Genomic DNA, 18,038 nt, shown 5'->3' with positions numbered 1-18,038 from the left:
GAGTAACAGCTCAAATGAACGATCAAAGATTACTTTTGTGTTGATGAAATACCATCTTGGATTTGTTTAACAGCATTATCCAATGTTTGCTTCACATCTGCACCTTTATTCCAAATGGTTGTGAATGCAGTACCCATTGCTGCCCAAACAGACTGCATTTCAGGAATGGAAGGCATTGGAGTCGCAACTTTTACTTGTTCTAAGAAAGCGGATAAAATTGAGTCATTCTTAATTACATCACTATCTAATACAGTATTTTCAGCTGGTAACTGTCCAGTCATTTCAAAACGCTTTTGTTCCATTTCTTTACTAGATGCAAATTGAGCAAGAAGTGTAGCTGCTTTAGGATATTTCGTATAGGCACTTACATAATAAGATTTAACTCCCATGAAGCTTTTAGGAGGTTCCCCGTTGTCTAACTTAGGAAGTGGAACTACACCAAAATCAACTTTCGCTTTTTTCAAACCTTCTACATCCCAAGGTCCTGTAATTTTATACGCCAACTTGTTTTCATTAAATAATGAACCAATTGCATCTCCTGTAATATCCTCAGCTTTAAGCGGCAGAACTTCATCATGAATTTTCTTAACGAATTCTCCTGCTTTAACAGCGCCATCATTATTCAAGCCAATATCTTTTGCGTTTGTACCATTATCCCCAAACTCATAACCGCCATATCCACCAACAAAGGCATGTAAGAAATAATAGTTACTAGGCTCAAACATGATGCCAAATTTATTTTGTTTTTTATCTGTAATTTTTTTAGATTGAGTTAGTAGATCATCCCAAGTAGTTGCTGGTTCTTGAACTAATTTCTTATTGTAAAATAATGCATATGTTTCAACAGCTATTGGGAAACCATATAATTCTTTTTTATCTGTATCAGGATTTATGTATGAAGAAGCTTCCAATGCTTGGTCTAAATATTTCCCTTTATATTCAGGAGCGAAATAATTTGTACGAACTAGACCCGCAGTTACTAATTCCCCTAAATGGTCATGAGCTGAATCAAATACATCTGCACCAAGTCCAGCAGGACCATCCGTTTTTAATTTAGCAGCAGCATCTGTGTGACTCACTTCTGCTACTTTTACGGGAACGTTATATTTGGCTGTAAATTCTTTTGCAACTGCTTTTGCCCATTTACCTTCAGAACCACCATTATCCCAAAGAAGAAGTTTTGCACCTTCTTCAGGTTGAATGGCTTCTACTGCCTCTGTATTGGCTTTCGCAGGATCTTTTTTGGTTGTGCCAGCGCTTTCACCAGGCTTCGAACAACCTGCCATTAATCCCGCCATTAGTACACCAGTCGTTAATACAGATAAGACCTTTTTCATAACCATTCCATTTCCCCCTTAATTTAAAATAAATAATGCATTTATTGTTTGAGAAAACGTTTACTATACTATCTAAAAAAATATTTCCTAGACTATTAAACTACTACAGTTAAAGATTTCTAATAAATACTTTTTAAAATCGAGTAACTTTAGAAAACGTTTACTCTATGTATTTCTCATTATACATAGTATGTCCATCTATTGGAATATATTTTTTAAAAGTTTCTATTTTTTTATTCATTTTGTAAATTCTATTTAGTAATCGTTTTCATATTTTATATGCCGAATATTATTACCCGGCAAACTTAAATAATCAATAGAAACGGTAAATTCTCGCTTCATAAGGTTTTAAATGATTAGACCATTCTTCTTTACTTTCATAATTTCCTAATTTTAATTCGTATTTTTTCCCTATTAGGGTAGATGGCATTTCAATTAAAGCTTGCTCACTAGTGAGATTGGCTAAAACAAGAAAAACCTCGTCTCCCAATGTTCTCGTATAGGCATAAACTTGTTCATGATCTTTATCCTGCAAATCATACTTCCCGTAAACAAGTGTTTTAAAACGTTTACGTAACTCTATTAAAGATTTGTAGAAATGGTAAATAGAACTTGGATCCTCCAATTGTGACTTAACATTTATCGTCTCATAATTCGGGTTAACTCCAAACCAGGTTGAATCACTTTTCGAAAACCCACCATTTTTTGATGCATCCCATTGCATCGGTGTTCTGGAATTATCACGACCATTCTTCCAGATAATTTCAAGAATTTCTTGTGGATCTCTACCTTTTTTCGTTTCGATATTATAAAAATTAATCATACCGACATCATTATAATCATCTATAGATGGAAACTGGACATTTGTCATTCCAATCTCCTGCCCTTGATAAATATAAGGAGTACCCTTCATAAGAAAGTACATTGCTGCTAAAGAAGTCGCACTTTCCTTCCAGAAATTCTCGTTCCCCCATGTAGAAACACTTCGAGGTTGATCATGATTTTCTAAAAATAATGCATTCCAGCCTCTACCTTCCAAACCATTTTGCCATTTTGTTAATGTTTCCTTCAACGCATGAATATTTAATCCGCCATCCGTGCCTTTATTCCACAGTCCAAGATGCTCAAATTGAAAGATCATATTAAAATAACCGTTTTCTTCGCCTACCCATTTATCAGCATCTTTTAAACTAACCCCATTTGCCTCACCAACGGTCATAATATCGTATTTTGCAAGAGTCTTATTTTTGAATTCAGTCAAAAACTTGTCGATTCCCTCTACATTCATCATGTTTTCAAAGCATGGTACGACTTCTTTCCCCTCGGGATTCGGCATATCTGGAAATCCTTTGCGCTTCTTAATATGGGATATCGCATCCACCCGGAAGCCATCTATTCCTTTATCCAGCCACCAATTGACCGTGGAATATAGAGCCTCGCGAACCTCTGGATTTTCCCAATTTAAATCCGGCTGTTTAGTGGAGAAGATATGCATGAAATATTGGTCTGTTTTCTCATCATATTTCCATGCAGGACCTCCAAAAATAGATTCCCAGTTATTCGGCTCCTTACCATTCTTACCATCTCTCCAAATATACCAATCCCGTTTCGGATTATTTTTAGATGACCGGGATTCGATAAACCATGCATGCTCATCAGAGGTATGATTAATGACTAAATCTAATATTAATTTCATATCTCTTTTATGTACTTCATTTAATAGCTCATCAAAATCTTCCATCGATCCAAATTCATCCATAATATCTTGGTAATCAGAGATATCATAGCCATTATCATCATTTGGTGATTTATACATTGGACAAATCCAAATAACATCAATTCCTAATTCCTGTAGGTAATCTAGTTTTTGAGTAATCCCCTTCAAATCGCCAATTCCATCACCATTCGAATCCATAAAGCTTCTAGGATAAACTTGATAAACAACCGCTTCCTTCCACCATGTTCCCTTCATTAATAAACTCCTTTCGCTTTAAAAAATGGCTGTTTTCGTAAAGATTGTTGCTTTTCGTAAACATCTCCAACACTTAATTAAATTGGTCTCGTGCTCTTTTCTTCACCCCATACTTTTTATATAAGTGCAAGATTAACAGTAAAAATCCTACTAGATTTTTACTTTGTTAGATAGCAACAAAGTATTAGAAAAGAGCCTAAAAAATTTACCTTCAAAACCCCAATAAAATCTCACGTCTGAACTAAATCTTTCAAAAAGTTATTTTGTAAAAACCGCATATCCTTTGCTTGGTAGAAATATAGAAGTTTCATCGATGACTTTTCCGTTATTTAATAAGCACGATAAATCTCGATGATCAAATGCAAAGGTACCCGGTGAATCACTATTATTGATAACAACATAAACAATTTCATCTTCATAGTGCTTTTCAAATACTAGGCAATCATCACGGTCTTGAAAAACGATGTCTCCCAATGCAAGAGATTTATAGTTTTTCCGCAGCCCGACAAGTGTTTTTACAAAATGGAATAACTCACGATCCTGATTTTTTTCCTCCCAAATCATACATGACCGGCATCCCGGATCATTCTCTCCCGACATTCCAATTTCGTCTCCGTAATAGATACAAGGACTTCCCGAAAACGCTAATTGAAATAGGAATAGGAGCTTCATTTTGTCTTTGTCTTCTTTACATTCATGTAAAATTCGTGCTGTATCGTGGCTGCCTAATAAATTGAAGGCCACCTCATGCACATACTTTGGATAGTCAAATAACAATTCTTGTAAACCATTTTTAAATTCGGAAAGAGTAATTACATTCTTTGCAAGATAATCCATAACCAAATTTGTAAAAGGATAGTTCATTACAGCATCGAATTGGTCCCCTAAGAGCCACGGCATACTATCATGCCATATTTCACCTAGGATATAGGCATCTGGTTTTGCACCCTTAACCACTTTTCGGAAATCTCTCCAAAACGCATGGTCTACTTCATTTGCGACATCTAGTCTCCAACCATCAATATCACATTCTTCAATCCAGAAGCGAGCTACATTTAATAAATATTCCTTCACTTCGGGGTTTTCTGTGTTGAATTTTGGCATCATATGCGTAAAAGCAAAGGTATCATAATTTGGTACAGGCTTTATTTCCACTGGAAATTCTTTAATATGAAACCAATCCTTATAACGGGACTGTTCACCATTTTTCAAAACGTCCTGGAATGGAGCAAAATAATAACCGCAATGATTGAATACAGCATCTAGCATAACGCGTATATTCCGTTTATGTGCTTCCTGTACTAACCGTTTTAGAGTTTCTTTGTTTCCAAAATGCGGGTCAATTTTCATATAATCCACGGTATCATACTTATGATTGGTTGTTGCCTCAAAGAGTGGTGTAAAATAGATTCCAGTAGCTCCGAGCTCCGCAATATGATCTAAATGCTGGATAACACCCTCTAGGTCACCACCAAAAAAATTGTCTGGTTCCGGTTCTGAACTTCCCCACGCCAACACCTTTTCCGGATCAATTGTTTGATTCCCATTTGCAAACCGTTCAGGGAAGATTTGATACCAAACTGTTTCTTTTACCCATGCTGGAGCAGCAAAGACGTCTATGCCGTTTAAGAACGGAAACTTAAATGGATTTTTCATTTCTTTATAGGTTCGAAAAAATCCTCGTTCACTAAAGAAAACTGTCTCATTTCCATCAAACAATTCAAAACTGTATTCAATTCTTCTATTAGGCGGCTTGATCTCAACCTGCCAAAAATCGAATAAATCCCCCGAACCAACCTTTTTCATTGGTTTTGTTGTATGCTCAAGTCCGATGCCATTCCATGCAAAAGGATCTTTATAATGCGATGTAATTTTTTGGACATCGTCTTTTTTTGTTTGGATGCGAATATGCAACGTCTCTTTATCATAGGCGTAAGCATAATTATTTTTCGGACGGTGATAGATAGCTTCTTTAAACAATTACTCCACTCCTTAATATTTTGTATGTGTTAAAATGGAATGCTTATTTTAACCTCACACAGCTTTTATAACGTAAACGTTTACGTTTTAGAATAAAAAGAAACTATCAAATAGTTTTCACAGTTTCTCTTTCGATAATTTCATGTGGCATAATACGACTTTCAATCATATCCTCTTTTTCTTTTATCGAAAACAACATTGTAGCTGCTTTTAATCCCATATCATAAAGAGGCTGAGAAACGGTTGTTAAAGATGGAATAATCATTTCTGCTAGCTTCGTATTATCATATCCGATAATGGATAATTCATCTGGGATCTTTATTCCGTTTTTATAAGCAACAGACATAGCGGCGACTGCAAGCTCATCACTGCTTGCAAAAACAGCCGTAAAGTCCAGCTTTCTTCTCAAAAGTTCTTCCATACCTTCAATTCCATATTGATGGGCAAATCCATCCGAATAGAAAATATAATCCTCCTGTACTGGAATTCCGTTTGAAACAAGCGCGGATTTATACCCTTCAATTCTTGGTATCCCTGCTATAGGATCATTTTTATTCCCAGTAATCATAGCGATTTTAGTGTGACCTTTTTTAATTAAATAATTTGTAGCACTGAAAGCAGCATGTTTATCATCTACTTTTACATACGGAATGGGGTATTGAAACGAAATCGTTGAAACTAAAACGACCGGTACACCCATTTCAGTTATCGCCTTGTAAAAGCCTTCTTTAATAGACTCACTTACAATGATAAGCCCATCAACCTGCTTTTCAGCAAGTACCTCTAGATAGTTTATCGTTTTCATTCCGTCACTTGCAGTATTACAAACAATAACACTAACACCTTCTTCATTGGCGTAATCTTCAATACCATTTAAAATTTCTGAAGAAAACAGATTTGATACGGTTGGAATCAGCACCCCGATTGTTTGTGTTTTTTTATTCACTAACCCTCTTGCGATGGCATTAGGGTAGTATCCTAATTCTTCAATTGTTTTTAATACTTTTCTTTTTGTTTTTTCTGAAAAACCTGGTTTGTCATTTAATATTCTTGAAACAGTTGCAATCGAAACATTTGCCCTTTTTGCAACATCCTTTATTGTAGGGTTCATTTTTCCCAATCCACCAATATCTTTAAAATTATAAAGTAAACGTTTTCTATTATTACGCTTTCATTATACTAATCATGCGAATTATTAGTCAATAAATTTCAAGTCCACATTTATCATCTCGTGGGACGCGGGGTCTGGTCCATTGTCCCAAAACGAGACAAACTATAATGAGTGAAGGTTCGAGGGAGCCATTCATAATAATCTTAGAGTAGAAAATAAACTAACAATCAAATGTTTGCTTTTTTTGTCTATACCTGGGACATGGGACCTGCGTCCCACTTTTTCTTTATTTTTCTTTTCCAGATGATATGATAAGAACAAAAGCGCAAGCGCCTTGCTAATCGGCGTACGGATTTCGTAGTCTTCGACTGAGATAAAGGAGACACAGCGAGGGACGAGTCGATGTTGACTTATCGTAGTGAGAAGACGGAGAAATCCGCTAGCCGATAGGCGCTGGAGCTAGACGTAAACCTCGCTTTTCAGAAAGTTATCCTCAATGTTAATACTTTATAATTTCCTGAATAATAAAAAAATAAATAAGGGAGAATGTTAATGATTGAACATTTTGAAGTAGTCATAACACCGTTTGATAGAAAACGGACCGTGAGGGTTCATTTACCAACTAATTATCATGCAGATTCTGATAAAATCTATCCCGTTTTATATATGCATGATGGGCAAAATTTATTTAAAGATGAAGATGCTAGTTACGGGATATCTTGGGGTATTTCGGAATACCTGCAAGAGAGTAGGATTGAATTAATTGTTGTTGGCATAGATTGCAGTAGTGAAGGCTACAAACGTTTAGATGAGTATTCTCCTTGGAAAAGTTCCGCTATGAGTGAAATCTTTTCAACTGAGGATAAAGAAATCGGTGGAGAAGGCAAGGAATATATTGACTTTATCGTTCATACATTAAAACCTATGATTGACCATAAATACAGAACAAATCCGGATGATACGTCTATGGCAGGAAGTTCAATGGGTGGTCTAATCTCTACTTATGCTGCATGTGCATATCCATCTATTTTTAGAAAAATAGCCGCAGTCTCATCTGCTTTTTGGTTTAATCAAAACGAAATTGAGGATTTTATTAAAAATAGTGATTTGTCTAGTATCGAGAAATTTTATTTAGACATCGGAACAAAAGAATCTACTGGAAGTATTGATAGTCAAAAATATGTCGAATCCAGTAAATCTGTATATAGAATACTAAAGAATAAAGTGAAGAATAGTAAATTTGTAATAGCTGAAGATGCGATTCATAACGAAAAAGCCTGGAAAAAAAGAGTACCATCTATTTTAAGTTACCTTTTGGGACACAGGGCCGGGTCCATTGTCCCAGGCCAAGACAAACTATAATATATGAAGGTTTATGGGGGACTATTCATAATAATTGTAGAATAGAACAAAGCCAACAAATTAAATGTTGGCTTTTTTTGTCTATACGTGGGACGCGGGACCTGACCCCGCGTCCCTCTTCAAGAAGTGAAATAAAGCTCCAATTAAGTTTGCATCATTATCAAATTGACAGGCTTCAACCGAAATATCTAGAGTAGAGATTTCATCCTTCAATTGCTTTAATTCATGATTGATTCCTTCTATTACTTCTTTCCGTTTGCTAATTCCCCCGCCTATCAGAATTTTTTGCGGATCGAGAGCGTATTTCAAATTATAAATGCCTACTGCTAGCTTTTTATATAAATGAACAATGCATTCTTTGGCTATTGGATCACCATCTTCAGCTAATCGGAATACTTCTTCCCCATCCAATGTTCCTTTTGCAAGTGATTTTCTTGCTTCAACTTCTTCAACTAAAGAATTTGTCGATGCCAATTTGCTCCATGTAGATTGCAAAGGATCTTTAGCTGGGTTTCCCATTATCATATAACCAAACTCTCCGCCATGAAGTGTAGCTCCACGTAAAATGGTTTGATTCATCACGATACTTCCGCCAATTCCCGTACCGATGACTACACAAATATAGTAATCCGTTTCTTTAGCTACCCCCTTCCAACCTTCTGCCAGTGCTGCACAGTTCGCATCATTTTCAATGGATACTTCCAGACCTGTTCGTTCCTTTAACAGATCTGTCATGCACACTCCATGGATATATGGAATCGCGCTTGCTCCGCCAATAAAGCCACTTTTCACATCTACAGCACCCGGTGAACTTAAAGCGATTCCTTGAATATCAAATACTTTTGCATATCGCGTTACAATTTCAGTGATATTTTGCAAAAATACGTCTAATCCTTCTTTAGGAGTTGGAATCTTCCCGCTTTCTAGTTTCAGCGCTTGATCATTCATTACTGCATACTTAATATACGTACCTCCTATATCAAAAACCATGTAAGTCTTCATGGCCATCCCCTCCTCGTATATTAGAAACCGTTATTTTCAGACAACTGCTTATACCATCTGCCCGATTTTTTTATCGTTCGTTTAAAATTGTTCGTTATGTCTACTTCTACTAATCCATATCGGTTCTTATAGGCGTTTGTCCATGACCAGTTATCCATGAATGTCCAAAGATGATAGCCAAGGCAATTCGCTCCTTCTTGTATACCTTTATGCACCCATTTCAAATGTTCTTGAATAAACTCAATCCGATAATCATCCTCAATATAACTTTCTTCATTTCGGAATTTTGCTTCACCTTCAACCCCCATTCCATTTTCTGAAATAAAGAATGGGATATTGCCATAATGATCACGAATATCCATCATAATGTCATAAATAACTTCCTCACAAATCTCCCATCCGCGATGTGGATTTATTTTACGATCTGGCTTGATATAAGGATCAAATAGATGTTCCGGCATAAACGGAGCCTCTTTAGGTACTGGCTCTTCCTTTGTTTTCACACGGCGGGGCTGGTAGTAGTTCACTCCTAAAATATCAATTGGATTGTTTTTTATTACTTCTAAATCAGTGGCCTCCACTACTGGCAGTAAATCTCTATCTCTTAAAATTTGAACCAATTCCTCTGGATACTCACCTTTTGTGACCGGGTCAAGGAAGCTGCGGTTAAAAAATGAATCCGCAATATGGGCAGCTTTTACATCTGCCGTGTCCTCGCTCCTTGGGTATGATGGTGTTAAGTTGAGGATAATGCCGATCTTTCCTGCTGCATTTATTTTTTTAAAAGCCTCTACTGCAAATGAATGGGCAACAATGGTATGATGGGCAACCTGTGCCGCTCGCTTGAAATCTACTACATTAGGATAATGCAAATCATATAAATAACCAGCCTCAACCGGGACAATCGGTTCATTAAAAGTAAACCAATACTTGACACGATCGCCAAATAAACGAAAACAGTGTTCAGCATAGTTCACATATGCCTCTACGACCTCCCGGCTTTCCCAACCGCCTTTTTCTTGCATACACATCGGCATATCAAAATGATAAAGATTGATAAATGGCTCAATATCATTCGCGATTAGTTCATCAATTACATGATTATAAAAAGTAACCGCTTTCTGATTTACCTCCCCTACTCCGTCCGGTATCAACCGTGACCACTGAATCGAGGTACGGAAAGAAGTATGCCCTGTTTCTTTCATCAATTGAATATCTTCTTTATATTGGTGATAGAAATTCGATGTATGTTCAGGACCGACGCTATTGTGGAAACATTCCGGCTCGTTGCTGTACCAATAATCCCAAATGCTTGATTTTCTTCCATCCGTAAATGCTGCCCCTTCAGTTTGTGGGCCTGACGCCGCACTTCCCCACCAAAAATTACTGGGAAAACGATACCTAAGTTTAGTCCTATTCTTCTCATTCTCCATTCATGAGCACCTCTCTCTATTTTTTTTGCTGTAGCGGAGTAACCTAATTCAAACCAGATTCCAGGTACTATACTTTCATTTTAAAAAAAGTTGGCTTTTCATAATAGTTAACAAAATTTAGGTTTACTGTTCTATTTTTAAAAATATTATGTTAAAAGTCCCAAAGTAAGGAGGTTTAAATATAAATCTATAGTAAATCCAACAAACCTGTAATATTTCCAATATTGTAAAAATTAAATTGCTGATATTATGGATGAAAGGGCTTACATCAATTTTAAGCCTGATATGATTTTATTTCAAAAATTTATTACTTGATATAAAGGAGGTGGCTATTTATCAAATATCCCATTGCGAGATAAGAAAAAAGCAAAAAGCATCTACAAAAGGAAAGCGGGGTATATGTATAGTGGACAACCTCTATAAAAAACGACAAGTAAAAAGGACAATAGTATTGTTTGTAACGATCCTAATGTTGGTTCACACAGCATTTATTGGTGCAAGTACTGTATTAGCTGATACTTGGCCATATAAAGGTGATGCTGCAGTAGGAGACAATCAACCTCGTATGGTTGGTCAACGTATTTATGATCTTGAGAATTGGTCTCCTGAAACAGATCCATATGCAGAGTTAATGCGTGCCAATGTTCCTCTACAAGAGCGAAATGAACCATTAACAGCCACACAGGCAAAACCAAATCTTAAATCAGAGGCAGAAATGTTAGTTATGGGTGGAGACTACGGGAACTCGTTCTTTGAAGGATTACCATATAACAACGATTTCAGCCAATATCAATTCAATTTTTGGCAATACACAGACTATTATGCTTCATGGCATGGAGTAGTGACGAAAGATGTACCGAAGAGTCTCTATGATCCTGAAGGTCCTTGGCAGACGCGATTTTTTGAATTCGGTATTATCAATGTACCTAACCCTGCCTATACCAATGCAGCACATAAAAATGGTGTTAAATCTCTTGGTTGTGTATTCCTGCCTCGTGCCGGGCAAGCTCCTAAACAAATGATTGTTCAGGACAAGAATGGCGATTTTCCAATTGGGAAGAAACTAAATGAATTTGCAAAATACTACGGCTTTGATGGTTTCTTCATTAATTTAGAAGAGACAGTTCCTACTGCTGATGTCCCGATCTATAAGCAGTTTACAAAATATCTAATTGAAAATGGTCTTTATATTCAATGGTATGACTCCATTCTACCAAATGGAAATTTACAATATCAAAATCAGCTAAATGAAAATAACAGCCATTGGATTAAGGATAACCAATATGGTACCGTAAACAGCTCTCTTTTTGTTAATTACGATTGGTTTAGATCAAACCGGATTGAGACGTCTTTAGAACATGCTGCTAAGAAGGGAATTGACCCTTTTAAACAAGTATTCTTCGGAGTTGAAGCTGCCCAAGGAGAGTTGAGCGGTTCACATGGATCTGCAAGTGGCGTTGAAAATTTACTTGATCAAACCGGGAATCTAAGAGGAAGCGTAGCTTTGTTCACTCCAAGTGACTTTATCCAGCTTCATCTTGAACGGAAAGCAGAAGAAGCTGAAAATCAATGGATGATTGCAGAACGGGAAAGAATGTACTATTCAGGCGTTTTAATGGATCCGACAAATACAGGAAAAAAACCTGGATATTCGAGACCTGATGTTGATGCTAAGGATGCGAGTGGATGGGTTGGAGTAGCTCATTTCGCAAGCGAACGATCTGTCATCAACGGTTCAACATTCTTTACAAACTTTAATACAGGACATGGTATGGAGTATTATCAAAAAGGTGAGGTAGCAAATGATCATCAATGGTCAAATATAAACCTGCAAGATATTCTTCCAACATGGCAATGGTGGATAGATACAACGAGTAAGAACAAACTTTCAGTAGACTTTGATTATGGTAAAAAATACAATACAAAAGCCTACGACTATACTAAAGTAGGTGCTTATGATGGAGGAAGTTCTCTTGTTGTAACTGGGAAGCTTGATGCTGATAACTTCTTACATTTATATAAAACGAATTTAGATATAGCTGCAAACAGCAAATTATCAATTACTTACAATAAACCTTCTCAAACGGATCATTCTGAAATGAAATTAGGTTTAATCTTCAAGGACGAACCTAATAAGATTGAATATATTAGTGTCCCAGATGCGAATAAGAAATCAGAGTCTTGGGTCACTAAAGAGTTTGATTTAAGCAAGTTTAAAGGGAAGGAAGTTGCAGCACTAGGCTTATCATTTGGAGTAGAAGAAGGTTCTGTCATTGAAAAATACCAAATAAACATTGGAGAAATCAAAATGACAAATGGATCAGTTGCTACACCTGATATTCCAACAGGTTTTACAGTGAAAAAAGCATTTGATACGAATGAAATGATCGTTACCTGGGATATTGAGGACTACAGTAAAGTAAAACTATATAACTTGTACGCCAACCTGTCTAATGGTAAAAGAGTTTATCTTGGCGGGACATATGGAAATACCTTTTATATCAAATCATTATATGGTGAAAAAGATATCGTAAACCTTGAGCTAAAGGCTGTTGGTCCAGACAAAACTGAGAGCTTACCTGCAACAACAAGCTATGACTTTTCGACAAAGGTTCGTAATCTAACTGTAAAAGAAGCTTTGACTCCAAGCGGGAATCTTTTGCAATCAGCAAATGCAGGCACACTAGATATTAGCTGGAAAAACCCTGATATTGATTATTCTAGCATCAACATCGAGGTTTCATTTAATAATAGTACCAATAAGGAAAAGTTTAAAAAGACTGTTAAAAAGGGAACTACCTCAACTCAAATCATTGTTCCTATGGCAGATGGTTCGGAATATACTCTAGCTCTATCTGTAGTCGGTACCGATAACAAGCAAGGAGAACCTATTCTTTACACGGGCAAACTCAAGGATGTATATATTGAACCATATAATGGTGAAATAGATGTTGCCAAGAGTGGAACAACTTACTATATGAGTCTCGACGCTCCAAGACAAGAGGATTGGTGGCGAATCTATGCATATGTGGATGGGAAACCATTAACCTTCCAAAATGAATATACAACCAATACTCTATACGGAACTAGAGGAAAAAGTTATTTGAATTCAAGTACACCATCAAAAAATATTAAGCTTCCATCGGCATCAGGCATAGTCACAATCGTTCTTGAAGACTATAGTGGGAATAAGTCTGAGCCTGCAACATACTTTTATGGAGAGCCTAAGAAAATTGATTCCACTATGATTCCTGATACAGCACTGCTTGCAGCCATACAAAAACAAGTTGGCGATACTACAAAAGATCTATTTAATTTTACCGGTAAATTGGATTTATCCAATTCAAATGTAAGTGATCTAACTGGTATTTCCTTGCTGACGAATATAAGTAGTATCGACCTTACAAATAGTACAAGGTTAACAACGATTAAAAAAGGTACGTTTTCAAGTAATTTGAAATTGAAAGAGGTTATCGTTTCGGGGTTAACAAACCTTCAGGCGGCATCGTTCAGCGATACTGCTATTGAAAAGTTAACATATAACCATTTATCTGATCTTTCTAAGCTTATATCCCTTGATCTATCAAATGCTAAGTTTGATATGACAGAAGGTACTCCAGAACGGACATTAGCCGATATGATTGGTCATGTTGATTATAGTAATCAAAGACCTATTGTCTATATTGGGGATTTTGAGAACAACACGATCAGTTTAGAAGTGAATAGCAACAATGGTGAGTTTGATCCATTAACCATTCTGCCTATTGTAACGGTCCGGGGAAACAATTATTTGACCCTAGCTGATAAAAAATTTCTTGCAGACGATTTTGATATAAACAAACAAGTATCTGATTTGAATTTGTTAGCCCAAGTGACTAATCCATCAAATGAGAGAACGAAAACAGTAGATACAACAATACTTGGTACACATCAGGTTTCCTACAAATCCTTGACAAAAGACAAGAAAGTAGGGTCATTAAAAATTAACGTTATAGCAAAGGTCAAAAATGTAAAAGAATTAGTGGAACGGGCTAAGATCGAACCAACAGGCATTCGGAATGCACTACTTGTTCAGTTGGAAAACGCTGAGAAACATTTCAAAAAAGCAGAGGCATTCACAAAACAAGGCAAAGAAAAACAAGCCGAGCAATCTCGTAATAATGGATATAAAACACTTGAAAGTTTAATAGATTGGGTTAAAAAACAATCTGACAAGCATATCGATAAAGCTGACGCTGCGCAAGTAATCTCTATGCTGGAACACATTGTTTCAAACGAAACGATGACACCTTGATCTTATTGATCCTATGACAAACACTCCTTTTTGAATAGGAGTGTTTGTCAAATTTTTCTCCATTCGCTAGGTGTCGTTCCAATATTCTTCTTGAACTGTTTATAAAAGTAAGCGGTATCAGAATAACCTACTTTTTTTCCAATTTCACCGGCACGATAATGCGTTGTTTTAAGTAATTCCTTAGCTTTTTCCAATCGGTAGCGATTAAGATATTCTGAGAAGACAACCCCTATTTCTTTTTGAAATAATTGACCTAGATAGATCGCATTTACATGAAACTGTTGACCCAATGTTTTTAATGATAGCCCTTCATCATAGTGAGCATGTATAAACCCTAGAACATTTTGGACAATTGGACTACGCAAATTCACTTGATTATTAATAGAAGAAATTAATTCATTGCAATACTCCTGCAAAATCGTTTTCATCTGATGACTATCAGAGCTATAAACGATTCTTTCTACAGCTGCTGTATACTGGGACAGATGATCATCTGATTTTAATGAATAATGGATATAAGACATTAAATCAAATGTGTATTTTTTGACCACCTGTGGTGATATAAATTTTGTTTTCTCCGTAAAATCTTGAAAGAATAGATCAATCATTTGTAATGATTCTTCATCTCCTTGAACGAGATGTTTTACGATATTTTCTTTAAATTCCTGCTGTTTCTTTAATTCGTCTTGTTTATCAATCGATAGCCTATCTGAAATAAGCACATTAGGCGCTGAATAAAGTTGAAGTAAACTATATTCTCTTGCATAGGTGAAGCTTTCTTCAAATTCATCTATCAGTTTAACTGGTTTTCCCATAGATAAATAGAAAATACCTGCCTCATTCTGTCCATCACGCAGATGATTGACAAGGCTTTGGTTCGATGTATACAAATCTTCTTCACTCGTACTTCCAAAAATAATAATGATCTCTTGATTTGGGCTATAAATACATGTTGCTGAATAATGTTCTTCAATAAAATTCCTTATTTCATTTGAAACGTTAGCCTTTTGATAATGTTCAAAATTTAAAATAGAGACATTATAATACTGTTGATTAAATTTGAGATGATATAATGATAATCTTTCAAGACAATCACACTTCTCTATTTCTCCGTTCATAAAACGCCATAAGATATTATCCTTCAGTGTTGTTAATTCCCGAGTCGATTCGCCACCTGTCACAATATTCAATTTCTGGCCGATATTTTGGACGGTGGTTAATAATTCTTCTTCATCTACAGGTTTTACTAAGTAGTTTTCAATTCCTAATAATAACCCTTGTTTTATAAATTCAAATTCTTGATAACCTGTTAGTACAATACATTTGATCTGTGGCTGAATTTTCTTCGTTTCACTAATTAGCTCCAAACCAGACATTTCTTCCATTAAAATATCTGTTATAAGAATATCGATTGGATTCTCTTTTAGATAGGCAAGGGCTTCTTCCCCACTTTCAGCAGTATAGGCAATTTCAAACCCGTAATCCTCCCAATCTATCAGTGCTTTTAGCCCTTTCGTAATTAAAGGTTCATCATCAACAAGCAGTACCTTATACATGATCAGATCCCTGCATTGGAATGGATATAGTAACAATCATACCTTGGTTATACACACTATGTAGGGAAATCCCAAACTTATCTCCATATTTCAATTTTATACGTTGATGAATATTTCTTAGACCAATTGATTTCATTTCTTCCCCATCCTCACGATTGATATGATTAACAATGTTGGATAACTCCTCTTCCGTCATCCCCTTGCCATTATCTTCGATGCGTATTTCGATTTTATCGCCAAGTTTAGTGGAACGTATGGATAACTCATTATCGTTCCGGTCCTTTTTAAAACCATGTATAAAGTAATTTTCCACAATGGGCTGGAGAATTAATTTTTGAACCATTGTTTGTTCAACATCACTAGGAATATCAAAATGAACATGTAGTTTATCCGGATATTTAAGCTGAAGCAATTTTAAATATTGATTCACATTTTCAATTTCAACATATAAAGGCACCATGTCTTTCGATTCTAATGAATAACGAAAAAGTTTCGATAAATGAAAAATCATTTTACTAGAGGTTTTTGAACCCTCTACGACAGCTACCATCCGTATAGCCTCTAGCGTATTGAATAAAAAATGTGGATCTATTTGCGCTTGAAGTGCTTTTAATTCCGCCTGCTGCTGCTTTATATTTAGCAGGTAAAATTGTTCAATATTATGATTCAATTCATTTAACATCGAATTAATATTGACAGCAATCCTCGATAATTCATCTTCGTGTTTTGATTCCGGAATCCGTGCATCTAAGTTTCCCTTCTCTACCTGGCGAATAGTGGATACAATTTGATTAATTCTCCTCGAATAATTTCGCATAAATGAATAAGATATTAATATGGAAATGATAATGAGAGATATAATAACGATCCACATTGTTCCTCTTAGTATTGATAACTTCAGCCATCCTTTATCAGGAATTACACTTACATATGTAAAATCACCCTTATTTGCCAGGGAATTAATATAATACTCTTCATGTTCCCACTTTATTTTCGTTTCATTTGTTTCAGGATTTACCTTATCTAAAATTTCAGGGGGAACACCTTTATTTACTGAATAAATAATTTTTCCGTCAGCATCGATCAAAAAGAAAGAAGCGGGTGCCCCATCATGCTTTTTAATAATTTTGTCTAAACGGTCTGTCGTGTAAAAAACGGAAAATTCACCTACTTTTTTAAGTGTTACTGGGTTGTAAATGTCTCTCTTTTTCGTTATCGTATCTTTTAACCTCCGATTTATTGACATGCTTTCTTCGTATAGGTTCGGCATGCCTTGTGAAATATACAAATTAGGTTTTGGTGGATGGCCAACAATGCTTTTATTCCATCGTATGTTATTATTGACTAACAAATATTCAATAGACGGATTTTCCGACGAACGTAAACTAATAGCATTAATATCACTATCTTGACTAAAAAAGCCATTAAAATATGTTTCAATATTTCTCGGAAGGAACCATTGGTCTTTAGAGAATTTATCTAAGCGATACTCTAAATATTTTTCATAGCCATTGTGGAGTACAAAGGAAATATGATCAATGATATCCCCATTAACGTAAAGATCTCTTATTGCTCTATTAATATCTGCATCTTTACTAGAAAAGTAATCTTCTACTCTTTCCAACGTCCTAGTATTAATATTGACTTCCTTTTGAATGATGATATCTGAATAATAGTTCGTAATCGTAACAATGAGGACAATGACTGTCACAATTATGGTTAAGGAGGAGGTTAAAAATAGTTTATTAAATATTTTTTGATTAAACTGTCTTTTTCTGTTCATGTCCGCTTCGTTTTCCCCAATTATTCATATTGTTTTTTATTTGGCTGTTTTCAAAATCCTAATCGATTTTTACTTGAATAAAAAACCTGGTAGATCTTGTTGTGGTTTCCCTCTTGATCTACTTCTTTCCGCGTTTTTCTGGTAGATCTTGTTGCGATTTCCCTCTTGATCTACTTCTTTCCGCGTTTTTCTGGTAGATCTTGTTGCG

At 35.7% G+C, this 18,038-nt stretch carries 10 protein-coding genes; 2 read left to right on the top strand and 8 right to left on the bottom strand.

All coding sequences use genetic code 11. From position 1 onward, the window contains the following. Positions 1-29 precede the first annotated feature (29 nt). The 4 genes from ACQKP0_RS08770 to ACQKP0_RS08755 form a co-directional block, all read right to left on the bottom strand. Positions 30-1,343: a sugar ABC transporter substrate-binding protein gene (locus ACQKP0_RS08770; RefSeq protein ID WP_427405447.1), complete on the bottom strand. Its 1,314-nt coding sequence runs from the start codon at positions 1,341-1,343 to the stop codon at positions 30-32. Between the two features lie 307 nt (positions 1,344-1,650). Further along, a complete protein-coding gene (locus ACQKP0_RS08765; protein ID WP_427405446.1) occupies positions 1,651-3,309 on the bottom strand; it encodes a glycoside hydrolase family 13 protein in 1,659 nt (552 codons plus the stop codon). Positions 3,310-3,567: 258 nt separating this feature from the next. Beyond that, complete coding sequence (locus tag ACQKP0_RS08760; protein ID WP_427405445.1) at positions 3,568-5,289, bottom strand: glycoside hydrolase family 13 protein; 1,722 nt, start codon at positions 5,287-5,289, stop codon at positions 3,568-3,570. 106 nt (positions 5,290-5,395) lie between these two features. Continuing rightward, on the bottom strand, positions 5,396-6,400 hold the full coding sequence (locus tag ACQKP0_RS08755; RefSeq protein WP_427405444.1) for a LacI family DNA-binding transcriptional regulator: 1,005 nt from the start codon (positions 6,398-6,400) through the stop codon (positions 5,396-5,398). A gap of 552 nt (positions 6,401-6,952) precedes the next feature. On the opposite strand from ACQKP0_RS08755, the gene ACQKP0_RS08750 reads away from it, so the two are divergent. After that, positions 6,953-7,762 (top strand): alpha/beta hydrolase, encoded by an 810-nt coding sequence (locus ACQKP0_RS08750; RefSeq protein WP_427405443.1) that lies wholly within the window; start codon positions 6,953-6,955, stop codon positions 7,760-7,762. Between the two features lie 81 nt (positions 7,763-7,843). Here ACQKP0_RS08750 and ACQKP0_RS08745 read toward each other — a convergent pair whose 3' ends face one another. Both ACQKP0_RS08745 and ACQKP0_RS08740 read right to left on the bottom strand, forming a co-directional pair. Continuing rightward, on the bottom strand, positions 7,844-8,764 hold the full coding sequence (locus tag ACQKP0_RS08745) for an ROK family protein (RefSeq protein WP_427405442.1): 921 nt from the start codon (positions 8,762-8,764) through the stop codon (positions 7,844-7,846). A gap of 20 nt (positions 8,765-8,784) precedes the next feature. Beyond that, the gene (locus tag ACQKP0_RS08740; RefSeq protein ID WP_427405441.1) at positions 8,785-10,197 is read right to left on the bottom strand and encodes a glycoside hydrolase family 1 protein; all 1,413 of its coding nucleotides are present in this window, start codon (positions 10,195-10,197) and stop codon (positions 8,785-8,787) included. A gap of 406 nt (positions 10,198-10,603) precedes the next feature. Between ACQKP0_RS08740 and ACQKP0_RS08735 the strand changes: the two genes are divergently transcribed. Beyond that, on the top strand, positions 10,604-14,491 hold the full coding sequence (locus tag ACQKP0_RS08735) for an endo-beta-N-acetylglucosaminidase (protein ID WP_427405440.1): 3,888 nt from the start codon (positions 10,604-10,606) through the stop codon (positions 14,489-14,491). A gap of 47 nt (positions 14,492-14,538) precedes the next feature. On the opposite strand, the gene ACQKP0_RS08730 is transcribed toward ACQKP0_RS08735, so the two are convergent. Together ACQKP0_RS08730 and ACQKP0_RS08725 are read right to left on the bottom strand one after the other, a co-directional pair. Next, positions 14,539-16,047 carry a response regulator transcription factor gene (locus tag ACQKP0_RS08730; RefSeq protein WP_427405439.1) on the bottom strand — a complete coding sequence of 503 codons (1,509 nt, stop codon included), beginning with the start codon at positions 16,045-16,047 and terminating at the stop codon, positions 14,539-14,541. Further along, positions 16,040-17,830 (bottom strand): sensor histidine kinase, encoded by a 1,791-nt coding sequence (locus tag ACQKP0_RS08725; RefSeq protein ID WP_427405438.1) that lies wholly within the window; start codon positions 17,828-17,830, stop codon positions 16,040-16,042. Before ACQKP0_RS08725 ends, ACQKP0_RS08730 begins: the two co-directional genes overlap by 8 nt. Between the last annotated feature and the right edge of the window lie 208 nt (positions 17,831-18,038).

It is taken from the genome of Heyndrickxia sp. NPDC080065 (assembly GCF_050281185.1).
Lineage (GTDB): Bacteria > Bacillota > Bacilli > Bacillales > Bacillaceae_C > Heyndrickxia.
Note: the sequence above shows the minus strand (reverse complement) of the source record. Positions and strands in the feature narration are given on the sequence as shown.